Consider the following 20256-nt stretch of genomic DNA (forward strand, 5'->3'; position numbering starts at 1 on the left):
GGCGCGGGCCTCTCGCTAGCCTGGGCCGGGGAGGACCAAGCATGCGCGAGCGAGTGGGCGACGACACGGCATTCGAGGCCGAGTGGCAGCGGTGGCAGGACGCACGCTGGCGACTCGTGGCGGGCCCGCATGGGATCGCGGCGCTCGCGGCGACGGTCTGGTTGAGCGCCGAGGCGCAGGAGGTGCCCGGCGTGGCCGGACGCTGGCGCGCTGACGCCGACACCGCGGTCGGTGCTGGCCTCGCGGACGCGGGCTACGAGCACACCGACGGCACGCCCGTCGGCGACACCGTCGCGCTCCGAGCGGGGGAGACGCTCCACGCGGGCGACGGGCTGCTGCGCGCCTTCGTGCGCGAGGGCGTGCCGGCGCTCCGCCGGATCGACCCGCACGCCGAGCGACGCGTGCGCCTCCGCTCCATCGCGGCGTACCGTCCCGATCCTGCGTGGGTCGTCACGGCACGATGGACCCCCACCGACGAGCCGATCGAGGTCGAGCAGGTCGACGGCCATCGCACCGTGCAGGGGAATGCGGGCGTGCTCGAGTTCGAGCTCGCCGGAGCCGTCCGACGGCTCACCGCGACGCACGCCGGGCGAGGGCTCGCCGTGGTCTTCCGCGACGCGACCGGTGAGGACGACGCGTTCGCGTTCCGCTTCCTGCGGCCGGCGCTGCCCGACGCATCCGGTCGCACCGCCCTCGACTTCAACCGGGCGTTCCTCCCGCCGTGCGCGTTCAGCGACCACTACGTCTGCCCGATGCCGACGCCGGGCAACGCGCTCGACGTCGCGATCACGGCGGGGGAGCGACTGCCGATGTACGGGAAATCCTGAGGATACGGAGCGGTAACGCTGTTACGCTGACGATGTGCAGCGTGCACCGGCAAACGCCGACGTTAGCCGCTGCGGCGCCCGAGTGGGGCGTGTGGTCTCGTGACGGCCCCGCCCCACTCGTGGCTTCGGCCCATGCTCGCTCTCGGCTGCCCACCCAGCTGGCAGCGCACCACGCAAGTGCGTACGGTGTGCGCATGGCACGGGAGCGGCGCGAGCGATGAAGGCGGCGCTCATCCTCGGCACGCAGCTGCTCGAGCGGCACCCTGCGCTCGCTGACGAGGAGATCGACGAGCTCTTCCTCGTCGAGTCAGCAGCGCTGTTCGAACGGCTGCCGTACCACCAGCACAAGATCGTGCTCATCCTCTCGGCGATGCGGCACATGGTCGAGCGGCTCGAGCAGCAGGGCCGCACCGTGCGCACCGTCCGCCTCGACGAGCGGCTCTCCTTCTCGGACGGCGTGGGTCGGCTGGTCGAGCGGCACGGAGCGGACGGCCTGGCATGGATGCGCGCCGCCGATCGCGGCGTCGACGGCCGCATCGACCGCATCGCTGCGCGTGCCGGCATCCGCACGCGCCGGTGGGCCGACCGGGCGTTCCTGACGCCCGAGCCGGAGCTCGACGCGTGGTTCCGCGACCACCCCCGCGCGCATGGAGGACTTCTACCGCTGGCAGCGCGAGCGCACCGGCATCCTCATGGAGGGCGAGAGTCCCGCGGGCGGGCGCTGGAACTACGACGCCGACAATCGGGAGCCGCTGCCCAAGGCAGGCATCCACATCCCGCCCCTGCCCCTGCTGGAGCACGACTCGATCACCCTGCAGGTGATCGACGAGGTGCGCGAGCGCTTCCCCCACCACCCGGGCGACGCCCGCGACTTCTGGCTGCCGGTGACGCACGACGACGCGCGCGGCTGGCTTGCCGCGTTCGTCGAAGAACGGCTCCACGACTTCGGTCGCTTCGAGGACGCTATGGCCGCCGACGAGCCCTTCCTGTTCCACTCCGTGCTCACGCCCGCGCTCAACACGGGTCTGCTCACCCCGCACGACGTCGTGGATGCGGTGCTCGAATCGACCGGGGACATGCCGCTGCCGTCGCTCGAGGGATTCCTGCGCCAGGTGATCGGCTGGCGCGAGTACATGCGCGGCATGTATCGCGCGCATCCGGAGCTCGACGGCGCCAACGCGCTCGGGCTCACCCGCGAGCTCGAGCCGTGGTGGTACACGGGCGAGCGCATCCCCGACGAGCTGCCTATCCCCGTGCGCACCGTGCTCGAGCGCGTGCTGCGGCACGGCTACGCGCACCACATCGAGCGGCTCATGGTGCTCGGCAACTGGTTCCTCCTCGAGGGCTACGCGCCCGCGTCGGTGCACCGCTGGTTCTTGTCGCTGTTCGTCGACGCCTACGAGTGGGTGATGGTGCCGAACGTCTTCGGCATGAGCCAGTTCGCCGACGGGGGCATGGTGGGCACGAAGCCGTACGTGTCGGGTGGCGCCTACCTGCAGCGGATGGGCCGGTGGTGGCCGTCGCAGCGGGCGGCGAAGGAGTCGGCGTTCACCGAGGGCTACTGGGACTTCCTGCAGCGCCACGAGGCGATGCTCGCCGACAATCCGCGGCTCGCGCGGCCGCTCGCGCAGATGCGCTCTCGACGGCGACCTGAGGACGGCTGACCGTGCCCGTGAGCCAGTCAGGGCCGGCGCGGCGGTCCGTCGCCCGGACGGTCGCGCGGGTGCTGCTCGGCGCTGCGCTCCTGCTCGCCGGCATCAGCCACCTCACGGTCGCGCGCCAGGAGTTCCAGGCGCAGGTGCCCGACTTCGTCCCGCTCGACCCCGACGTGACCGTGCTCGCGTCCGGCGTCGTCGAGATCCTGCTGGGTCTCGCGCTGCTCGTGGTGCAGCGGCACCGGGTGTGGGTAGGACTCATCGCGGCGGCGTTCTTCGTCGCGGTCTTCCCGGGCAACGTCTCGCAGTGGCTCACCGGCCGCGATGGCTTCGGCCTCGACACCGACGCCGCGCGCTTCGGCAGGCTCTTCTTCCAGCCCGTGCTCGTCGCCGTGGCCCTGTGGTCCACGGGAGCCTGCGATGCGCTGCGGCACCGGTGGCGGGCGCGCTCGCGCGGCGCGGCCTGACCGGCCACGACAACGACCCATCCCCGAGAGGAGCACGCATGCGTGCCATCGTCCATGAGCAGTTCGGCGAGCCGGAGGACGTGCTCCACGTCCACGAGCGTCCGACGCCCGAGCCGGGCCCGGGCCAGGTGCGCGTGCGCACGACCCTCGCCACCATCCACAACCACGACCTCTGGACGGTGCGCGGCACGTACGGCTTCGTGCCCGAGCTCCCTGCCGCGAGCGGCACCGAGGCGGTCGGCGTCGTCGAGGCGCTCGGCGAGGGCGTCGAGGCGCTCGCGATCGGCGACCGTGTGGTCGCAGGCGGGGTCTTCGGTGTGTGGGCCGAGCAGTTCGTCGCCGACGCTCGCGCGCTCATCCCGGCACCCGTCGGCCTGCCCGACGAGGCGGCCGCGCAGCTCGTCGCGATGCCGTTCAGTGCCATCAGCCTGCTGCACGACCTCTCGCTCGAGCCTGGGCAGTGGCTCGTGCAGAACGCCGCGAACGGCGCCGTCGGACGGATGGTGGCGCAGCTGGCTCGGGCGCGCGGCGTCCGGGTCGTCGGGCTCGTCCGCCGCCGGGAGGCGGTCGACGAGCTGCGCGAGGCGAGGATCGACGACGTCGTGGCGACCTCGGAGGCCGGCTGGCGCGACCGACTCGAAGCGATCACGGGCGGCGCGGCCATCGCGGCAGGCGTCGACTCCGTCGGCGGCAGCGCCGCGGGCGAGGTGCTCGAGGTCGTGGGCGACGGCGGCACGCTGATCGTGTTCGGCTCCATGGACGTGCCCGTCCTCGAGCTGCCGGTCGGCGAGCTCATCTTCAAGCAGAAGTCGGTGCGAGGGTTCTGGGGCAGCGCCGTGAGCCGCCGCATGGAGGCGGCAGTGCGGCAGCGACTGTTCGCCGAGCTGGCAGAGCGCATCACGGCCGGCGACCTGACGCTCCCGGTCTCGAGCACGCATCCGTTCGACGACATCCGCGACGCCGTGCGTGCGAGCCTGACGCCGGGCCGCGTCGGCAAGGTGCTCCTGCGCCCCTAGGCGTCGCCGAGCAGCTTGACCCACGCCTCGATGAGCACGTCGAGGGCGGGGTCGGTGTCGATGTCGCGTTGATGCAGCTCCGAGCTGGGAGCGCCAGTCACGGCGTGTCGAAGTCGGGCCCGTATCGTGCCGCGGCATCGGTCCTGATCGCAGCGACGCGGGCCGCGAAGTCGGCGCGGGAGAAGCCGCCCTTGTGGACGTAGTCATACGTTGTCGTCACCGACAGTGGTGCTGTGACGAAGCCGGGAGTCGCGACGTCGCTGGGATGCCCGGTCTTCCACGGATCCCGCGTGAAGTTGCGGCGACGCAGGTAGGAGTCACGACCTACGCCGAGCACGAGGCTGACATCCACCCACCGCCTCGAGATCCGGCCGAAGGCGCGGGCGGTCTCCACATCGTTCTGCGCGTCGAGCGACGTGAGCAGCGCGCGGACCTTGCTCTCCGCGGTCGTCGCGAAATTGCCTCCTGTCGTCAGGGCGCGGGCAGCCACCAGGGCGCCCAGGAAGTTGGAGCAGAGGTCCTCGGGTGAGAACGAGGAGTTGTGGCCGCCAGGACTCATGACGGTGTAGGTCGCGATCTCGTGGCCGAAGGCATCGTCGAAGGCGATGCAGCGTGCAAGATCGAGCCATTCGACGGCAGGCGCTGCCGCAGTGAGCACCGCGGTTCCCTCGTTCGCGCGCACGCGCGTGCCGACCGCTCCGCCGCCCGCGTGGATCTGCTGGTACGCGAATGCGGTGACGTCGGCGACCTCCCAGAGGTGACCGAGATCGACGAAGCCTGCCCCGCCGGTGTACACGACGCCTGGCTGCGAGGATGAGTGCCCGCCGCCGGTCGCGGCACCGGCGAGCGACATCTGCGCCAGCATGCAGCATGGCCGTGCGATGGATCGCGGACCCGTCATCGCGGGGCTCGGGGGCGCCGGCGGCACGAACGGCGGCGCCGGCGGAGGCGCCGGTGCTGGCGGCGCAGGCGAGGAAGCTGCCACGCGGTCGAACTGGGCCCAGGTCCTCGGCCCGATCTTTCCGTCGTGATCCTTCGGCATGCCGGGGAACACCCGCTGCTGGAACGACAGGATCGCACGCTCGGTCGCCCGTCCGAAGATGCAGTCCGGGACGAGCGGCGCGTCGGCGATGGGTGCGCGCCCGGCGGCGAGCTCCGCGACGTGGAACGCGTTGATCCGGCGCTGCGCGTCGCGCACCGTCGGGTGCACGGAGCCGCGGATCAGCAGCGCGGGCCGCATTGCGGGGGTGACGACGACGTCGGCGCACGGTCCCGGCACGGATGTCGAATCGATGGATGTCGAGTCAGGGACGACTGTGGTGTGGAACATCATGATGGTCCTCCTTCGTCAGGGTGTCGACTGCGCCAGGTGTGCGTTCACAGTCGCGCGATGCTTCGTGCGGTTCGCGCGCAGATCCGCGATGATGGCGTCGCCTTCGCATCTGGCGATGTGGTCGCGGAGCGTGGGGTGCTGTGCGAGCAGTGCCTCGGCGGCGCCCTCGAAGCGGTTCGCTCGGCGCTCGGACGGGATGCGGTCGTGCTCGAACCCCGCGGAGACGGCCGTCGCGGCGTACGCGAGCAGGAACGCCTCGACGCCTGCCGCGGCGTAGTCCAGCACGTGAACCGACTCGTGGACGAGCCAGGCGAGGTCGTTCGTCGTCGACGTATCGATCGCGCGGGGGAACCACACGGTGCTGCCGATCGTGATGGCGTTGCCGCCCTTCAGTGCGACGCGGACGACCGACTGCAGGATGGGTGCCAGCTGCATTCCCGGGTGGAAGAGCGGCCCGATGACCAGGACCATCCCCGCGAACTCGTCCGCCCCCCGGTCGTCGACCGTCGCCAGGAACTCGCGCTCCCAGGCGCGCACGGACGTGATCGAGTTGACCGCTCGACTGCAGTCCCGCGACGCGGTCGAGCCTGGTGCGGACGGCGCGGTCGCAGGAAGCGCCTTGAGCGCCGGCCAGGTCTTGGCACCGATGATGCCGTCGCGATCGAGACCGGCGCAGGCCTGGAATGCCTTCACGGCGAGCTCCGTGTGCCGACCGAAGCTGCAATCTACGACGAGCGGCGACTGTCCGGCGGCAGCGAGCGAGGCCGCCGCTCGCGACACCGTGCCCCGCACTTCCTCGCTCGTCGCGCGACAGGAGAGCGTGCCCCGGGCATGCCGAGCGAGGAACACATTGAGGCACTGCTGGGCGTATCCCACCGAGGGCCTGCGGACGTTCCTGCGCAGCACCGGATGCGGTGAGCCGCCCGACGCCGGCTCTGGGGCCGGGACGCAGCCGGCTGACTCCGTCGCATCCTGCGCACCGTCCCACCGCGCGTGCCCGTGGTCGCGCACGATGAGCGTGTTGCGGGGAACAGCGCCGAGCTCGTCGGCGACCCGTCGTGCGAACCGAGTCTCGCCGTGGTGCAAGACCGGGTCTATGACGTGCACGTAGAGCCCAGGGAGGCGGGAGTCGGTCACGAGACCGGCGGATGGCAGTTCGTCACGCCGGCGTGTCTCCGGCGAGAGGATGACGGACACGTTCGCGTGCGGGCTCCCTCGGCCGCGCGTGACGAGCAGGTCGCCCGCATCGAGGCCCGGGCCGAGGTTCTCGGCCGGCGCCGCGACCACCTCGAGGTCGCCGTCGCGCTCCGGTAGCGACGCGAGCTCGGGCATCCCGAGCCGATCGAAGATCCCGCGGGCGTCGACCTCCCGCATGCCGGCGCGCTCGCTCGTCGGCTCGGACCGGAGGGGGCGGTGCAGCGCCGCCGCGGCCGCGGCGACGAGGTACGAGGCGCGCAGTCCTGCGTCGAGCGCGCCCTCCATGTAGCCGAAGTAGCCCGGTGAGGCCTGCTCGCCGGCGAAGAACAGACGACCTCCGAACGGGCGGCTGAGCCGCTTCATGATCGTCGTCATGTCCCCGGGCCGCGGCACGGCATATCCGGTACGGGTGAATGGATCGTTGGGCCAATCGACGAGCACTTCGCCGGTCACGTGGCGCGCGTAGCCGGGGAAGCATCGCTGCAGGCCGCGTCGGTACTCGGCGGCAGGCAGAACGAACGGGCCGCCGCTGTACACCGATAGGCCGACGCGGTCGGGCCGTGCCAGGCCGCGAGCGCCCTGCCCGTCGGTGCTCTCCCAGACGCTGCCGAGCTCGTCTGTGAGCAGCAGGGGAGCGAGACCGCTCCGCTCCCAGTACTCGGTCGCGGCGGTGGTGAGGTACTTCACCGCGGGGCCGCTGCCAACCGTGTAGTCCTCTCGACGGAACGGTGGGTCAGCGTCGATGGCGGGCCAGGTCGACGGCGGGTTCGCGAGGATTGCGAACGAGAAGCCGTCGCGGACTTGCGCGCCTCCGCGTGCCCACGTCACCTCTACGCCGGTGGCGGTGAGCGACAGCCGACTGACCGGGGATGACAGCCGGATGTCGGGGACCAGGGCGCCGAGCCGGCTCGCGAGCTGCTGGTTGCCACCGGCACAACGGAAGTCCTCGGTGCGCTCCCAATAGGCCAGCATGTCGCCCCCGAGACGGTGCGCGCTGATCGCCGACAGCAGCCCTAGATAGCTCTGCCGCTCAGTCGGAGCACATTGGTCGTTCGCGAGCACGAATTCGAGATAGCCGAGCGCGCGATCGCTCAGCGCAGGCACGTCGCCTTGCCGCAGCCGCTGCGCCACGGAGATGCGATCCCACGCCTCGGCGTGCGCCGAGACCCAGGGCCTCAGCCGGTCGACCGTCGCAGCCTCGCGTCCGAGCAGCTGCTTCACGGGTTTCAGCTCCTGCTCGATCGCCTTCCGCTCGTTGCGGCTGAGGTCGGAGCCGCCGAACCTCCAGCGGGTGCGCAGGGGCTGGTAGTCGTCTTCCGTCGAGACCTTGACGCGCTTCAGCCCATGCGTGTCCGCGAGGCGCAGCCAGAGCGGGTGATTGCTGCCGATGAGCTCGGCTCCTGCCTCGATGACCTTGCCAGGGATGAGATCGCCACGCGTCCAGACGCGGCCGCCGAGACGGTCGCTCGCCTCGAAGAGGGTGACGGTGAAGCCACCCTGCGCGAGTCGGCTCGCGGCCATCAGACCGGAGAGGCCGCCGCCCACGACGGCGATGCTCACAGCCCTGGGCGAGTCCGCATCGTGACCCGCGCCACAGCCGCAGTCCGGTTCGGCGTCCTGCTGCTCGACGTCCGCGAGCGGGCCTGCGGTCGCTCCCTCCGCGTGCCGCTGAGCGGCCGACGTCGGAGGGGGCCATAGCGGCGAGCTGTCGTAGGTGCCGATCGTCTTTGTCGCACTCGACGGCGTGCGGCTCGTCGGCGCGGCGGGGACGAGCTCGAGGGCGGCGCGCACGTTGAGCCGCCCAGCGCCGACTCGCCGCGGGTCGGCGTCCTCGCCGACTGGGTCGCAGCTGGCAAGGAGCATGCTGCGGGTGTCCTCGATGCGGAGATGTCCGCCGCGCTCGAACATGAGGGCGACCGCACCGGTCACCGCGGGTGCGGCCATGCTCGTGCCCGACATCCGCACGTAGGGGAAGTCGGTTGCCCCGGAGGCCGGTCGGGAGCGCGCGCCGAGCTCCATGACGCCGCCGGCGACGAGGTCAGGCTTCAGTCGACCATCCGCTGTGGGACCGGAACTGCTGAACGGCGCGATCGGCGCGTCGGCGTGGTGTGCGTCGATCGCGCCGACGACGATCGTGCGGAAGCCGTTCGCGATCGTCCCGGTCGTGGTCTGCGGGTCCGCCTCCCTCCGGTTGAACCTCGACTGACACGCGCGGCATCCGCTGTCGCGCTCGATCCACGCGTGAACGCGGCCGTCGACCACGTCTTCCGCAATCAGCGTCACCCGCCACCGCGGCGCATCCGCTGTGGGCTCCAGCATGATGCTGCACTGGTGGTCCCCGTTGTTCGGGTCCCGGTCCGCTCGGTGGTACACCCGAGCAATCTCTAGGGCGCCGTGCCGGAGCGTCGTCGAGGAACCCTGCCGTACCAGCTCCTCGAGCCCGAGCTCCGGCGAGGAGAGCTGGACCGCGATCCGGTCGCGCCCGGAGTACCAGATGTCGACCTCGTTCGTGGTCGCGTCCGATGAGTCCACCTCGACGATGAACTCGCGCCTCGAGCCGGGCGTGAGCTGCCACGAGCCGTGGGTGCGGCGCTGGTAGTAGTTGCCGCCCGACTGCACGATCGCGCGTCCGGGAGCGCTCGAGACGAAGTGGTCCATCGACCGCTCGACGAGGCTCCTGCCGGTGTGCGCGCCGGCATGCCTGCCCAGGCTGAGATTCACCACCAGGCAGCGTGAGGCTGCGACCGTCGCCATGTAGTGGACGCTCTCGAGCAGCTCGACCGACCGACCGAGCGGTACGACGTCGGGTCCCTCTCGCCTTCCGAGGTTGACGAAGATGATGTCAGCGCCGGGCGCCAGGCCCTCTGGGCCGCCGGCGCTCCCGTTCCCGGCCGCGATGCTGAGCGTGTGGGTCCCGTGCGCGCCCAGGCCGGTGTCGAAGGTCGCGGGATGATAGTCCAGCGCGTCGAAGGGATCAGCCGCGCGCAGCGCCGCATCGATCTCCGCCGTCTCGAAGATGCGGCCGTAGCCGTAGGGCGCCGCGCTCGTCCCCGCAGAGGAGCGGTGGTCCCAGAGACCGAGCAGCCGCGTCGAGCCGTCCGCGTTCCGCAGGTCGGGGTGTGTGAAGTCGCAGCCCCAGTCGACGAAGCCGACGGCGACGCCAGCCCCTGTCTCGGTGATGCCGGCCGGGCGGCGAGCGTCGATGGTCGTCTCCGGTTCGCTGTCGACGCTCGGAGGCTCGACATCAGGGCTATACGAGTGGGACGCCTTGACGCTGAGCGTCGCGTGGTCTGACCACACCTCCTGAAGGGAGCCGCGGCGCACTCGTGCTGTCACGACATCCCCGAACCGTGCGACGACGCGAACCCCCGGTGGCGGCACGGCCGGATCCCGAAGACGAAGGATCACTGACACCTCGTCCCCGGGATCGCCGGCGCCATGGATGAGCTCCTGCAGCGCGGGATCCATGACGGTGCCGAGCCACTGGTGGTCAGGGGGTGGACTTCGAGGGAGGGCCGCCAGCCTTCGTGATGGTGGTCGTCGCCGCGTCGATCGCGTCGAGGATCTCCTTCTTGCGGCTCTCCGCCTTGCCATCGCTCTCGAGCAGCGCCAGGGCGCCGTCGATCTGGTCGAATCGCGCGGTCCAGTCCGCTGACATCGTGGGGTTCTTGACCACGAAGATCGAGACCGACGAGCCCCGCGGCCGGGGCTCGTCCTTCTCCGGACGCTGAGAGGTGACGGAGTCGTCGGGTTCGCCCGGCGCCTCCACGTACAGCAGCACCACGCGGAACCCGCGGTCCTCCAGCTCCTTGCGGGCGTCGCCGGGATCGAGGCCCTCGACGTCGGGGACCATGACGAGGTTCGCGCTGCCGCTCGTGCCTCGAGTGCCGAAGGACAGACCTTGCAGAGTCATGATGTCGACCTCCTACTTGTTGGTGCGACCGAGCAGCAGAAGCAGGAACAGCGTCGACGAGTCGCCGAGCGGTCCCTTCGCCGAGTCACCGCCGCCCATGCCGCCACCCATGAGCAGCAGGAACGGAAGGAAGGACGCGAACTGGTTCTGACTCTGGGTGACGACCGTGATCTCCTTGCCCTCCGTGTCCTGCGCCTTGACCGTCTCCGTGGTCAGCATCGGAAGCAGCACCGACATGAGCTTCGTCTGCTGCAGCTCCGCTCGAAGCGACTCGGATCCCTTCTGCCGGACGCTGAACTCCTTGCGGAGCGCCGCCGCAGTCTTCTCGACATCGGCGGTGACCGCGTTCGTCCTCGTCTCGAGCGCCTTGACGGCATTGCTGAGGGTCTCGATCTTGGAGTCGAGATTGCGGGCCGCGGCCTGCACCTGCGACTGGCTGGCAGCAGTCGGAGCTTGCCGCGCCTGGAAGCTGCTGCGGCCCGTCGGAGTGCGCACGGGCGGGCGCGGTCGCGCTCGCTCGTCGAACTCCCCGAGGTCGTCCAGCAGGGATTCGAGTTCATCTGTGAACCCGTTCATGGGGTACTCCAATCTGGTGTTTCTGTCTTCGGGTTTTCCTGGTCGAGCCCGCGGCCGGTCCGCGAACGCGTGAAGGCGTGCGCACGTACCGCGGGCATGACGATCTGGTCGAAGGCCACCGGATCCGGTGGCAGTGACCCGGGTACGCCGCGCCCGTGACAGAGCGCGCACACGTCATCGGCACCGAGACAGGTCGGGCACGCGCCAAGCGCAGCCGAGACGAGCTCGAGGGTGTCGCGTATGCGTGTGACGTCGTCCGCGAACGACGCGACCTGATCGCGAAGGAGCTCCACGCGGTCGTCCTCGGCGGCGAGCGGGATGTCGAGCGGTCGCTCCTCCTCGAGCTCCTCTTCACGGAGCTGAGCTTCGAGCTGCTGCTCTCGTCGGCTGAGCAGCTGGGCGATCGCGGCGAGCTCAGGATCATCCCCCACCAGTTGGGCGAGGGTGTCGCCCGCCGGCGCGCCGGACAGGTGCTGCTGCAGCAGGCTCGCCATCTCGGGCGTCATCGTGCCGCCCCGATCAGTTCGGCCGTGTCCGCGTCGATGTCGTCATCAAGCTGAGCGTCGGCCCAGGCGTCGACGTCGTCCGTCTCCGCGAGCTCCCACGCGTCGTCGACCTCGCGCTCGTCGCTGTCGTCGTCTTCGGCGTCGTCGAATTCCGTCGCGAGCAGCTGCAACACCCGCGCCGCCCGCTGATCGGGTTGCGTCGGGTCGACGACGACCTGGCCGTACGAGTCGACCAGGTATGCGGGCACGGACTCCGTATCGAGCCACGACTCCGCCTCGTGCTCGGCCTCGCGCGCAAGCGACCCAAGCAGCCCGGCGATGGCATTGGCCGGTATCGGGGTGCCGCTGCGGCCGACCGGGATGTTCGGGTTCCCACCAGCGAACAGGGCGCCGAGGGCCTGCGCGAGCTCCGGCCGCCCGAGCAGCCCGCGCAGCGCCGAGGTCGCAGCCCCGAGCGGCGCGCCGCCGAAGCCTCCGCGGGGGGCACCGCTGAGCCCGCCAAGGATGCTCGCGGCTCCCTGGGCAAGGCCCCCGCGGCCGGTCAGCGCACCCGCGGTGCTGACGATGCCGCCGAGGGCCCCGCCGATCTGACTCGCGGGACCGCGAGTGTGCTTCTGCAGCACCGAGCCAGTGCCGCCGAGCAGCGCACCGCCGAGCGCGCCCCAAGGACCCGCTGCGCTGCCAGCGGCAGCGCCCTGCATAGCGCCCTTGGCCGCCGTCGCAAGGACGGGTGCAGCCTTGCTCGCCACGCGCCCGACGTCTCTCGCGACTCCGCTCATGGCCTTCGCAAGTCCGCCGAAGAAGTCCTCGTACTCGGCCGGCGTGATGCCTTCGCCAAACGTCGATTCGAACATCGCCTCCAGCTGGTCGTCTGGCAGGTTGGCGAATCGCTCGTCGAGCACTTCACGTAGGTGCGGGTAGAAGGTGTCGAAGTCGTACTCACTCATGATCTCTCCTGGACAGCTCGTTCTCGCTGATGTCGATGAGGGGCAGGTCACCGGACGCGGCGCTGCGGATGGCCGCGACCAATTGCTCGGCGTCCGAACCGGAGACGCGCTCCGCGTGGCCGCGCAGCTGGTAGACGATGGCGAGGTGGCTCGCGGCATCGATGGCGACCACGCCGATGTGCGGATACTCGTCGGTGAGCGACTCCGCGATCGCCGGCAGCGCCGCCCCTTCGGTCTCGAGCAGGACGACGTCCGCTTGCGCGGCCTGCAACAGCAGCTGCACGTTCCCGGTCGCGCGGCCGACGACGGCGAGATCGGGATGGCGAGCCACCGCCGACGACACCACGAGTTCAAGCGCGGGCGTGGGGTCAGCCAGGAGTATCCGAATGGTGGACACCGGTCCCTCTCATCCGCCGTGCGAAAGGTGCTTCGATCCCTCGACGGTAGACCGGCGACTCCTGCTGGCGCATGGGCCCGAGGATGCATCTACGACCCAGTCGCGGTGCTGGGTCCTAGGTTCTGAGGACCGGGTCCGGGCCGGTCCCAAGGGAGCGAACAGCCGGTACCCCGGGCGGCCCCGTCTGGTACCCCGAGCGCAGGTCCACGCGCGAGCGCAGCTTCGCGGCGGCCTCGCCGCGCCGCGACACGCGAAGCTTCTCGAGGAGGTTGTGGACGTGGTTCTTGACCGTGCGCACCTCGATGCGCAGCTGCTGTGCGATCTGCTTGTTGGTCCAGCCCAGCTCGACGAGGGTCAGCACCTCGCGCTCCCGCGGCGTCAGGTGCTCCTCACCAGTGGCGGCGTCCGAAAGCCGCTCCGACGCGAGCGACGCGACGTGTCGCAGCAGCGCAGCGGCGACGCGCGGGGTGACGGCGGTCTCTCCGCGCATGACATTCGCGACGATGGTCTCCAGGTCGTCGACCGTGCCTGTCAACGGGAGGAGTCCTGCAACTCCCAGCCCGGCGCAGCGGATGATGGCGTCCTCGTCGTCGGGTACGGAGAACGCGATGATGCGGCGCTCAGGGTCGCAGGCGCGCAGCGTCGACAGGCTTTCGAACGAGTCGTCTCCGGCCACGCTCACGAGCACGAGATCCGGCGGAGAGGACCGCAGCGCCTCGACCGCATCGCGTGTGCAGAGCACCGTCCGCATGTTCGAGACCCAGCCGCGCGACGCGAGCACGACTCCGAGAGCGTCGGCAAGCAGGCGGCTGCTCTCGACGAGGAGCAGCGAGCAGCACTGTGCCTTGGAGTCCACCGCGTCTCCCGGGTGGAGAGCCGAACTCTCCGATGGTCCTCGCACGACCGGCCCGAGGCTGCTCGTCGAGCACGACGAGACGATCACGCAACCGCTCCGGACCTCCGGACGCTGCAGGTCCTGCATCCGCCCGGTCGGGAGGAGACGGTCATTCGCATCGTAGTGCGATAGCCCGACGTCACCAGGGGTGAGTCGGCCGTCGCCGTTGCACTGTGGCCGACCGGTGCCGCTGCGCTGGAGCAGCCGCTGCAGCAGCCTCGGCGGTTCGGCGTGGCAAGCGCGTCAGCGGACCGTTCCTAGGCCTCGCCGAGCAGCTTGACCCACGCCTCGATGAGCACGTCGAGGGCGGGGTCGGTGTCGATGTCCCACTGATGCCGGATCCAGTGCTGGTTCGCCCGGTCGAGCATCTCGAACGCGAGCACGCCGCGGAAGTGCCGCGATGCGGGTTCGAAGCGTTCGGCGAGGTCGAGGCCGTCCTGGATGTCGCCCACGACCTCCTCGGACCATGCATCGACGAGCTCGCGGATCTCCGGCTCCATGGCCGCGGCGACGTGGGCCGCGACGATGTACGGGCGGATGACGGGCCAGCGGGTGGCTTGCTGCCGCAGCCAGTTGCCGATGGATGCAGCGTCGCCGCCGCGCACGACGTCGACGAGCGCCGCCGCGGTCGAGCCGTGCGCGGTCGACTCGTGCCGCTCGAGGATGACGTTGAGCCGGTCGATGAGCGCGGCCATGATCGCTCGGCGCGAGGGGAAGTGCGCGTAGAACGTCACGCGCGTCGTGCCCGCGGTGGCGGCGATGTCATCGATCGTCGTCGCGGCGTAGCCCTTCGACTCGAACAGCGCGAGCGCCGTGTCCAGCAGCCGTCTGCGCGTCTGCTCCTTCTGCTCGACGCGGAGGTTCGCCATCCGCTCAGCCTAGCGACGCGGCGGGGGCAGCCTCGCACAGCCGGCGCAGCCGCGGGATGGGGATGCGATAGTTCACCGCGACCGCGGTGGCCGAGCCGTCCTCGTGCCGCCAACGCAGCAGCGCCGATGCGCCCGGGTCGCCGCCGTCGACGAGCTCCGGCGATCCGGAGAGCGGGGTGCGCCCGATCACGCGGATGGTGAGCCCGAACTGCTCGGTCCAGAAGTACGGCTGCGCGCGCGGCTCCGGCGCCGCGTCGCCGAGCAGGAGCGCAGCGCCCGCTGTCCGAGCCTGCTCGATCGCGCTGTGCCAGATGGGGCTGCGCGCGTGCCCGGTCGAGCCGGGCACCGCCGCGACGTCACCGGCGGCGACGATCCCCGGCCGCAGTCGGCCGCGGGAGTCGACCTCGAGCGCACCGCGCGCGCCGGGCGTGATCCCGCTGCCGGCGAGCCACTCGGTGTTCGGGATGTCACCCACGGCCGAGACGACGGCGTCGCCCTCGACCACGGTGCCGTCGGCGAGGACGACGGCCGAGCGGCCATCGCGCTCGACGATCCCGGCAGCCGACGTGCGCACCACCCGCAGCCCCCGCGCGACCGCGCTCGCGAGGATCAGCGCGGCCAGGTGCGCCCCGAGATGCGGCGCCATCGGCTCGTCGATCGTGACGAGCGTCACGCGGCAGCCCGCCGCGAGGGCGCCCGACGCGACCTCCATGCCGAGCGGACCGCCTCCGACCACGACCACGTCCGGCGTCGCGGCGATGCGCTCGCGCAGCGCGAGAGCGTCGTCGAGCGTCCGCAGCACGAGCTCGTCGGCCCCGGTCCCGAGCCGCCTCGCTCGCGACCCGCTCGCGATCACGAGCCCGTCGTACTCGAGCGCCGAGCCGTCGTCGAGCGCCACCCTCCGGCGATCGACGTCGAGGGCGACCGCGGCCCGTCCGAGCAGCTCCGTCGCGCCGTGCTCGGCTGGCGGCAGCTCGTGCGCGGCCAGGTCGGCGTCGTCGCGCAGCAGCGCCTTCGACAGCGCAGGGCGGCTGTACGCCGGCCGCGCCTCCGCTCCGACGATCGCGAGCTCGCCGTCGAAGCCGCTCGAGCGGAGCGAGTCGGCCGCGGTGAGCCCGGCGATGCCGTTGCCCACGATGACGACGCGCCGGAGCGGCACGGTCATCCCGCGAGCCTGAGCGCCGCAACGGGGCAGATCCGCACGGCGGCGCGCGCCCGCTCGAGCGCCTCGTCGTCGACCTCGGCGACGTCGATCACGACCTCGCCGTCGTCATCGAGGTGCAGCAGGTCAGGCGCCGCCTCCTCGCAGAGGCCGTGCCCCTCGCAACGGGGCCGGTCGATCTCGATCCTCATGGTCATGACTCCGATCGTCGGCATCAGGCGGCCACGACGTCGAGGACGTCGAGCGACTCGATGCTGCGGGTGATGTTGCTCGGCAGGCGCTCCTCCTCGCCCACGCGGAAGGACTGCACGTGCTTCGCGAGCGCCGCGATCACGGCGTGGCCCTCCATGCGCGCGAGACCCTGGCCGGCGCAGCCGTGGGGCCCGTAGCCGAACGACAGGTGGTCGACGGGGTTCCGCTCGACGCTGAAGGTGTCGGGATCCGTGAAGTGGCGTGGGTCGTGGTTGCCCGCGCCGAGCAGGAGCGCGATGTGGGCGCCCGCGGGCACGAGCGCACCGTCGATCTCGACGTCGCGCGTCGTGCGCCGGCCCCACACGTGGATCGGCACCCAGTAGCGCAGCACCTCCGCGAACGCGGCGGGCACGAGCGTCGGGTCCTGCCGCACGAGCTCGAACTGCTCGGGGTGGCGGCCGAAGAGCGCGACGACGTTGCCGATCGCCGCGACGGTCGTGTCGACGCCCGCGCCGAGGTACTGGTGGATGATGTGGCCGGCCGTGCCCTCGGGGATCTCGCCGCGGGCCTCCGCGTCGAAGATGCCGCGGCCGATCGACCCTTCCGTGAGCTGCTCGGCGGTGACCTGGCTGCACCAGCCGTAGAGCTCGCCGGCGATCGGGAAGCTCTCCATCGTGCGCTGGTTCATCGGGCCGATGACCTGCATCGCGGCCTGCCCCCAGCGGAGCATGTTCGCCTTCACCTCACCCGTGAACCCGATGAGGTCGGCGACGACCTCGAGGGGGAGGGCGCGCGCGAGCGCGTCGATCGCCTCGAAGCCGGCGCCCGCGGCGAGCTCGGCGACGAGCGCGTCGGCCTTGGCCTCGATCTGCCCCTGCATGCCCCGCAGCGCGCGCGGCGTCAGGTTGGCGGAGAGCGCCTTGCGGAGCTGCGTGTGCGTCGGCGGGTCGGAGGCGAGCGAAGTGCCCTGGAGCGCGTCGTTGACGCCGTCGTTGAAGCCGATCGCCTTGACCGACGAGAACGTCTCGGGGTCGCCGAGCGCCTCGCGGATCGCGTCGTAGCGGGTCAGTGCGTAGACGTCGTTCGCCGGCAGGTGCACGACCGCGCCGAGATCTCGCAACGTCGCGTAGGTGGGGTAGGGGTCGATCAGGATCTCGTCGGCGAACAGGTCGATGTCGCTCGAGACGGGCGTCGTGGCCATGGCTTCCTCCTCGGCCGCTGTCTCCGTCGACAGGTCGGCTTACATGGAGTAAACCCAAGTCGAGGACGCGGCGCAAGTCATCAGATCCATACTTGCTATTGACCGGTTATCATAATAAAGTCGCCACCACGTCGACGGTGACGAGCGGTCAGGGCCGCACGCAGCCGCCGAACCGATCGATTGCAACGGAGCACCACGATGGCGGTCAGAGACCTCATGGAACCCGATTCGGGAGCGGTCACGACCGCGCCGCCGATCATCGAGGTCCGCAACGTCGGCCAGGTCTTCAAGACCACGTCGAAGGGCGAGGTGACGGCGCTCGCCGACGTGAGCCTCTCCATCCGCGAGGGGGAGTTCGTCTCGGTCATCGGCCCGTCCGGCTGCGGCAAGAGCACGCTCATGCGCATCATCGCCGGGCTCGTGCAGCCGACGTCAGGTGAGGTGCTCGTGCGCGGCGAGCGCGTGAGCGGCGCCAGCAAGGACGTCGGCATCGTTTTTCAGCAGGCGGCGCTCTTCCCGTGGCGGTCCGTGCTGAAGAACGTGATGCTGAGCGCGGAGATGCACGGACTCCCGAAGGCGGAGGCCGAGAGCCGCGCCCACGACCTGCTCGCCATGGTCAACCTCTCCGACGCCGCACACCTCTATCCCTATGAGCTGTCTGGCGGCATGCAGCAGCGCGCAGGCATCGCCCGGGCGCTGCTGCACGACCCGGCGATCCTCATGATGGATGAGCCCTTCGGAGCGCTCGACGCGCTCACGCGCGAGAACATGGGGCTCGAGCTGCTGAAGATCTGGGAGCAGAGCCGCAAGTCCGTCGTCTTCATCACGCACAGCGTCAACGAGGCGCTCTTCCTCTCCGATCGTGTGCTCGTGATGGCCGCGCGACCCGGGCGCGTCCAGGAGCTCATCGAGGTCAAGCTGCGCCGCCCGCGCGACCTCGACGCGATGGCGACACCGGAGTTCGGCGAGACCGCGCAGCACTTGCGGCACCTGCTCGGTGCCCGGACGGGAGACTGAGATGGCCACCACCGCAGCACTGGTCGGCGAGCCCGGCCCCTCCGTCCTCGCGAGGCTCCGAGGCCGACTGCCCGAGACGGTCGGCACGCCCCTGCTCGTGGTCGCCATCATCGCGCTCTGGCAGCTCGCGATCGTCGCCTTCGACATCCGATCCGTCATCCTCCCGTCGCCCCTCGCGGTGTGGAACTCGCTCATCGTGGGCCTCAACCCGGCGAGCCCCCAGGCGTTCTACCCGCACATCGGCATCACGCTCTGGGAGATCCTCGCCGGCTTCGGCCTCGGCGCGCTCATCGGACTCGTGCTCGCGCTGCTCCTCTCGCAGCTGCGCATGCTCGAGCGAGTGGTGAAGCCCCTCATCGTGGGTTTCCAGAGCATGCCCAAGATCGCCATCGCGCCGATGTTCATCATCTGGTTCGGCTTCGGAGCGACGTCGAAGATCGCGCTCGTCGCACTCGTGGTGTTCTTCCCGATCCTCGTCGCGGGTCTCACGGGCTTCCGCTCGGTCGACCAGGAGCGGCTCGAGGTCATGCGCTCCCTCGGGGGGTCGAAGTGGCAGACCTTCACGAAGCTCGTGCTTCCCGGATCGCTTCCGTTCGTGTTCGCGGGGCTCGAGATCTCGCTCGTCCACGCCATGACGGCGACGATCGTCGCCGAGTTCCTCGCCGGCGCACAGGGCCTGGGCGTGCTCGTCGTGCAGATGGGGCAAGTGCTCAACACCGCGGGCGTCTTCGCGGTGATGGTCGTGCTCGGACTGCTCGGGTGGGGCCTCGTCCAGATCCTCGCGCTGGTGCGCAAGCGCCTGTTGTTCTGGTCGATCGACACGCGCCGCCCCAACATCTGATCCCCTCGCTTCGCATACCGATCGAAAGGCACGACCATGGCACGATTCACCTCCCCGACAGGGAGCCGAGGGCGCGCGCTCCGCGCGGTCGTCGGCGCGGCCGCAGCCGCAGCACTCCTCGCGACGGCCGGCTGCTCAGCGGGCTCCGCGCAGCCTGCGCCCGGCGCCGAGACGCCCGGTGCCCAGGCGCTCGACGTCATCCGCATCGCGACGCCGACCGCGCCGGGCAATCCGGCCGGCATCCCGATCTGGATCGGCGAGCTCAACGGCTACTTCGCGGAGGAGAACCTCGACGTCGAGGTCGTCACCTTCCCGGGTCGTCCCTCCGACGCGGTCTCGACGGTGGTCTCCGGCCAGGCCGACCTCGTGATCGCGGTGCCCGACGCCCTCATCGCGCCGACGGCGAACGGCGACGAACTGAACCTCACGTGGGCGTTCACGCCCTACCAGCGGCCGTCGTTCGCGATTGCCGTCCCCGCGGACAGCGCCGTCGAGACCGCGGCCGACCTCGCCGGGCGCACGATCGCGCTGCCCGCCCTCGGCGCGCCGTACGAGACCTTCCTCGGCGCGAACCTCCGCGCGGAGGGGGCTGACCCCGCCTCGGTGACGCCCGTGGCGATGCAGGCGAACGCGTCGCTCGAGGCGCTCCGCACGGGCGACATCGACGCGGTCGTGCTCAATCGCGGCGACCTCGCGCACGCGTCCGAGATCATCGGCCTCGAGACGAAGGCACTGCCGCTCGCGCCGAGCGTCGAGGACGACATCGCCGCAGGCTTCATGATGCGCACGGACTCCACCGCCGAGGAGCGGGACGTCTATGCCCGCTACCTGCGCGCGTACACGAAGTCGGCCGTGTTCGCGCAGGCCAACCCCGAGGCCGCGCTCGAGATGGGCTACGAGCTCTACCCCGAGACCCGACCCACCGAGGAGGGCCACGATGCGGCGCTCGTCGCGATGCTGTCGGCGACCGTCAGCGAGTTCCAGCCGGGGGAGAACGGCCAGTGGGGCTACATCTCGGAGGAGCGCTGGGCGAGCTACGTGGCAGACCGTGGCTTCGCCGACGCCATCCCGGATGTGACAGAGCTCTACGACTACGCGCTGCTGGAGTCGGTCTCCGACTTCGACGCGGAGGCCGTCAAGGCGGAGGCCGAGGCCTTCCAGCGTTGACGCGGTCGCGGGGGGGGGGGGGGGGGGGCGGGGCGGGGGGGGGGGGGGGCGGGGGCGGGGGGGGGCGGGGCGCGGGCG

At 70.9% G+C, this 20256-nt stretch carries 18 protein-coding genes and 1 pseudogene; 7 read left to right on the forward strand and 12 right to left on the reverse strand.

Annotation, left to right across the window (positions count from 1 at the left end; genetic code table 11):
- Positions 1-41 precede the first annotated feature (41 nt).
- The 4 genes and pseudogenes from ACLQ21_RS00230 to ACLQ21_RS00245 all read left to right on the forward strand — a co-directional run bounded on the left by ACLQ21_RS00230 (position 42) and on the right by ACLQ21_RS00245 (position 3965).
- Positions 42-827 (forward strand): DUF1684 domain-containing protein, encoded by a 786-nt coding sequence (locus tag ACLQ21_RS00230; RefSeq protein ID WP_425660283.1) that lies wholly within the window; start codon positions 42-44, stop codon positions 825-827.
- A 217-nt stretch (positions 828-1044) separates the two neighbouring features.
- Positions 1045-2491, forward strand: a pseudogene (locus ACLQ21_RS00235) (cryptochrome/photolyase family protein).
- Positions 2488-2949 (forward strand): DoxX family protein, encoded by a 462-nt coding sequence (locus tag ACLQ21_RS00240; RefSeq protein ID WP_425661383.1) that lies wholly within the window; start codon positions 2488-2490, stop codon positions 2947-2949. Before ACLQ21_RS00235 ends, ACLQ21_RS00240 begins: the two are co-directional and overlap by 4 nt.
- Before the next feature lie 38 nt (positions 2950-2987).
- The gene (locus tag ACLQ21_RS00245; RefSeq protein ID WP_425660285.1) at positions 2988-3965 is read left to right on the forward strand and encodes a zinc-binding dehydrogenase; all 978 of its coding nucleotides are present in this window, start codon (positions 2988-2990) and stop codon (positions 3963-3965) included.
- A 97-nt stretch (positions 3966-4062) separates the two neighbouring features.
- Here ACLQ21_RS00245 and ACLQ21_RS00250 read toward each other — a convergent pair whose 3' ends face one another.
- The 12 genes from ACLQ21_RS00250 to ACLQ21_RS00305 all read right to left on the reverse strand — a co-directional run bounded on the left by ACLQ21_RS00250 (position 4063) and on the right by ACLQ21_RS00305 (position 17153).
- Positions 4063-5298 carry a DUF4056 domain-containing protein gene (locus ACLQ21_RS00250; RefSeq protein WP_425660287.1) on the reverse strand — a complete coding sequence of 412 codons (1236 nt, stop codon included), beginning with the start codon at positions 5296-5298 and terminating at the stop codon, positions 4063-4065.
- A 15-nt stretch (positions 5299-5313) separates the two neighbouring features.
- On the reverse strand, positions 5314-9831 hold the full coding sequence (locus tag ACLQ21_RS00255) for an FAD-dependent oxidoreductase (protein WP_425660289.1): 4518 nt from the start codon (positions 9829-9831) through the stop codon (positions 5314-5316).
- Positions 9832-9985: 154 nt separating this feature from the next.
- On the reverse strand, positions 9986-10408 hold the full coding sequence (locus ACLQ21_RS00260; protein ID WP_425660291.1) for a PASTA domain-containing protein: 423 nt from the start codon (positions 10406-10408) through the stop codon (positions 9986-9988).
- Positions 10409-10420: 12 nt separating this feature from the next.
- Entirely contained in the window at positions 10421-10984 is a 564-nt protein-coding gene (locus ACLQ21_RS00265) for a hypothetical protein (protein ID WP_425660293.1), read from the reverse strand.
- Complete coding sequence (locus tag ACLQ21_RS00270) at positions 10981-11490, reverse strand: hypothetical protein (RefSeq protein WP_425660295.1); 510 nt, start codon at positions 11488-11490, stop codon at positions 10981-10983. The genes ACLQ21_RS00265 and ACLQ21_RS00270 overlap by 4 nt, the downstream gene beginning before the upstream one ends.
- Positions 11487-12392 (reverse strand): hypothetical protein, encoded by a 906-nt coding sequence (locus ACLQ21_RS00275; protein ID WP_425660297.1) that lies wholly within the window; start codon positions 12390-12392, stop codon positions 11487-11489. Before ACLQ21_RS00275 ends, ACLQ21_RS00270 begins: the two co-directional genes overlap by 4 nt.
- A 37-nt stretch (positions 12393-12429) precedes the next feature.
- Positions 12430-12834 carry a hypothetical protein gene (locus ACLQ21_RS00280; protein ID WP_425660299.1) on the reverse strand — a complete coding sequence of 135 codons (405 nt, stop codon included), beginning with the start codon at positions 12832-12834 and terminating at the stop codon, positions 12430-12432.
- 115 nt (positions 12835-12949) lie between these two features.
- Complete coding sequence (locus tag ACLQ21_RS00285; protein WP_425660301.1) at positions 12950-13816, reverse strand: LuxR C-terminal-related transcriptional regulator; 867 nt, start codon at positions 13814-13816, stop codon at positions 12950-12952.
- Positions 13817-13986: 170 nt separating this feature from the next.
- Positions 13987-14598 (reverse strand): TetR/AcrR family transcriptional regulator, encoded by a 612-nt coding sequence (locus ACLQ21_RS00290; protein ID WP_425660303.1) that lies wholly within the window; start codon positions 14596-14598, stop codon positions 13987-13989.
- A 4-nt stretch (positions 14599-14602) separates the two neighbouring features.
- The gene (locus tag ACLQ21_RS00295; RefSeq protein WP_425660305.1) at positions 14603-15763 is read right to left on the reverse strand and encodes an NAD(P)/FAD-dependent oxidoreductase; all 1161 of its coding nucleotides are present in this window, start codon (positions 15761-15763) and stop codon (positions 14603-14605) included.
- Positions 15760-15957 (reverse strand): ferredoxin, encoded by a 198-nt coding sequence (locus ACLQ21_RS00300; protein WP_425660307.1) that lies wholly within the window; start codon positions 15955-15957, stop codon positions 15760-15762. The genes ACLQ21_RS00295 and ACLQ21_RS00300 overlap by 4 nt, the downstream gene beginning before the upstream one ends.
- Before the next feature lie 17 nt (positions 15958-15974).
- The gene (locus ACLQ21_RS00305; protein ID WP_425660309.1) at positions 15975-17153 is read right to left on the reverse strand and encodes a cytochrome P450; all 1179 of its coding nucleotides are present in this window, start codon (positions 17151-17153) and stop codon (positions 15975-15977) included.
- A gap of 198 nt (positions 17154-17351) precedes the next feature.
- Between ACLQ21_RS00305 and ACLQ21_RS00310 the strand changes: the two genes are divergently transcribed.
- From ACLQ21_RS00310 to ACLQ21_RS00320, 3 genes are read left to right on the forward strand one after another with little or no spacing between them, the layout of a single operon-like run.
- On the forward strand, positions 17352-18170 hold the full coding sequence (locus ACLQ21_RS00310; RefSeq protein ID WP_425660311.1) for an ABC transporter ATP-binding protein: 819 nt from the start codon (positions 17352-17354) through the stop codon (positions 18168-18170).
- Position 18171: 1 nt separating this feature from the next.
- Complete coding sequence (locus ACLQ21_RS00315) at positions 18172-19011, forward strand: ABC transporter permease (RefSeq protein ID WP_425660313.1); 840 nt, start codon at positions 18172-18174, stop codon at positions 19009-19011.
- 36 nt (positions 19012-19047) lie between these two features.
- The gene (locus tag ACLQ21_RS00320) at positions 19048-20178 is read left to right on the forward strand and encodes an ABC transporter substrate-binding protein (RefSeq protein ID WP_425660315.1); all 1131 of its coding nucleotides are present in this window, start codon (positions 19048-19050) and stop codon (positions 20176-20178) included.
- Positions 20179-20256 lie beyond the last annotated feature (78 nt).

It is taken from the genome of Agrococcus sp. DT81.2 (assembly GCF_049844935.1).
In the GTDB taxonomy this organism is placed as follows: domain Bacteria; phylum Actinomycetota; class Actinomycetes; order Actinomycetales; family Microbacteriaceae; genus Agrococcus.

Bases quoted from the DNA above. Each gene is read 5' to 3' on its own strand.
- ACLQ21_RS00230 (WP_425660283.1), top strand. From the start codon at position 42: ATGCGCGAGCGAGTGGGCGACGACACGGCATTCGAGGCCGAGTGGCAG.
- ACLQ21_RS00245 (WP_425660285.1), top strand. From the start codon at position 2,988: ATGCGTGCCATCGTCCATGAGCAGTTCGGCGAGCCGGAGGACGTGCTC.
- ACLQ21_RS00250 (WP_425660287.1), bottom strand. From the start codon at position 5,298: ATGATGTTCCACACCACAGTCGTCCCTGACTCGACATCCATCGATTCG.
- ACLQ21_RS00260 (WP_425660291.1), bottom strand. From the start codon at position 10,408: ATGACTCTGCAAGGTCTGTCCTTCGGCACTCGAGGCACGAGCGGCAGC.
- ACLQ21_RS00265 (WP_425660293.1), bottom strand. From the start codon at position 10,984: ATGAACGGGTTCACAGATGAACTCGAATCCCTGCTGGACGACCTCGGG.
- ACLQ21_RS00270 (WP_425660295.1), bottom strand. From the start codon at position 11,490: ATGACGCCCGAGATGGCGAGCCTGCTGCAGCAGCACCTGTCCGGCGCG.
- ACLQ21_RS00285 (WP_425660301.1), bottom strand. From the start codon at position 13,816: ATGCAGGACCTGCAGCGTCCGGAGGTCCGGAGCGGTTGCGTGATCGTC.
- ACLQ21_RS00290 (WP_425660303.1), bottom strand. From the start codon at position 14,598: ATGGCGAACCTCCGCGTCGAGCAGAAGGAGCAGACGCGCAGACGGCTG.
- ACLQ21_RS00295 (WP_425660305.1), bottom strand. From the start codon at position 15,763: ATGACCGTGCCGCTCCGGCGCGTCGTCATCGTGGGCAACGGCATCGCC.
- ACLQ21_RS00300 (WP_425660307.1), bottom strand. From the start codon at position 15,957: ATGACCATGAGGATCGAGATCGACCGGCCCCGTTGCGAGGGGCACGGC.
- ACLQ21_RS00305 (WP_425660309.1), bottom strand. From the start codon at position 17,153: ATGGCCACGACGCCCGTCTCGAGCGACATCGACCTGTTCGCCGACGAG.
- ACLQ21_RS00310 (WP_425660311.1), top strand. From the start codon at position 17,352: ATGGCGGTCAGAGACCTCATGGAACCCGATTCGGGAGCGGTCACGACC.
- ACLQ21_RS00315 (WP_425660313.1), top strand. From the start codon at position 18,172: ATGGCCACCACCGCAGCACTGGTCGGCGAGCCCGGCCCCTCCGTCCTC.
- ACLQ21_RS00320 (WP_425660315.1), top strand. From the start codon at position 19,048: ATGGCACGATTCACCTCCCCGACAGGGAGCCGAGGGCGCGCGCTCCGC.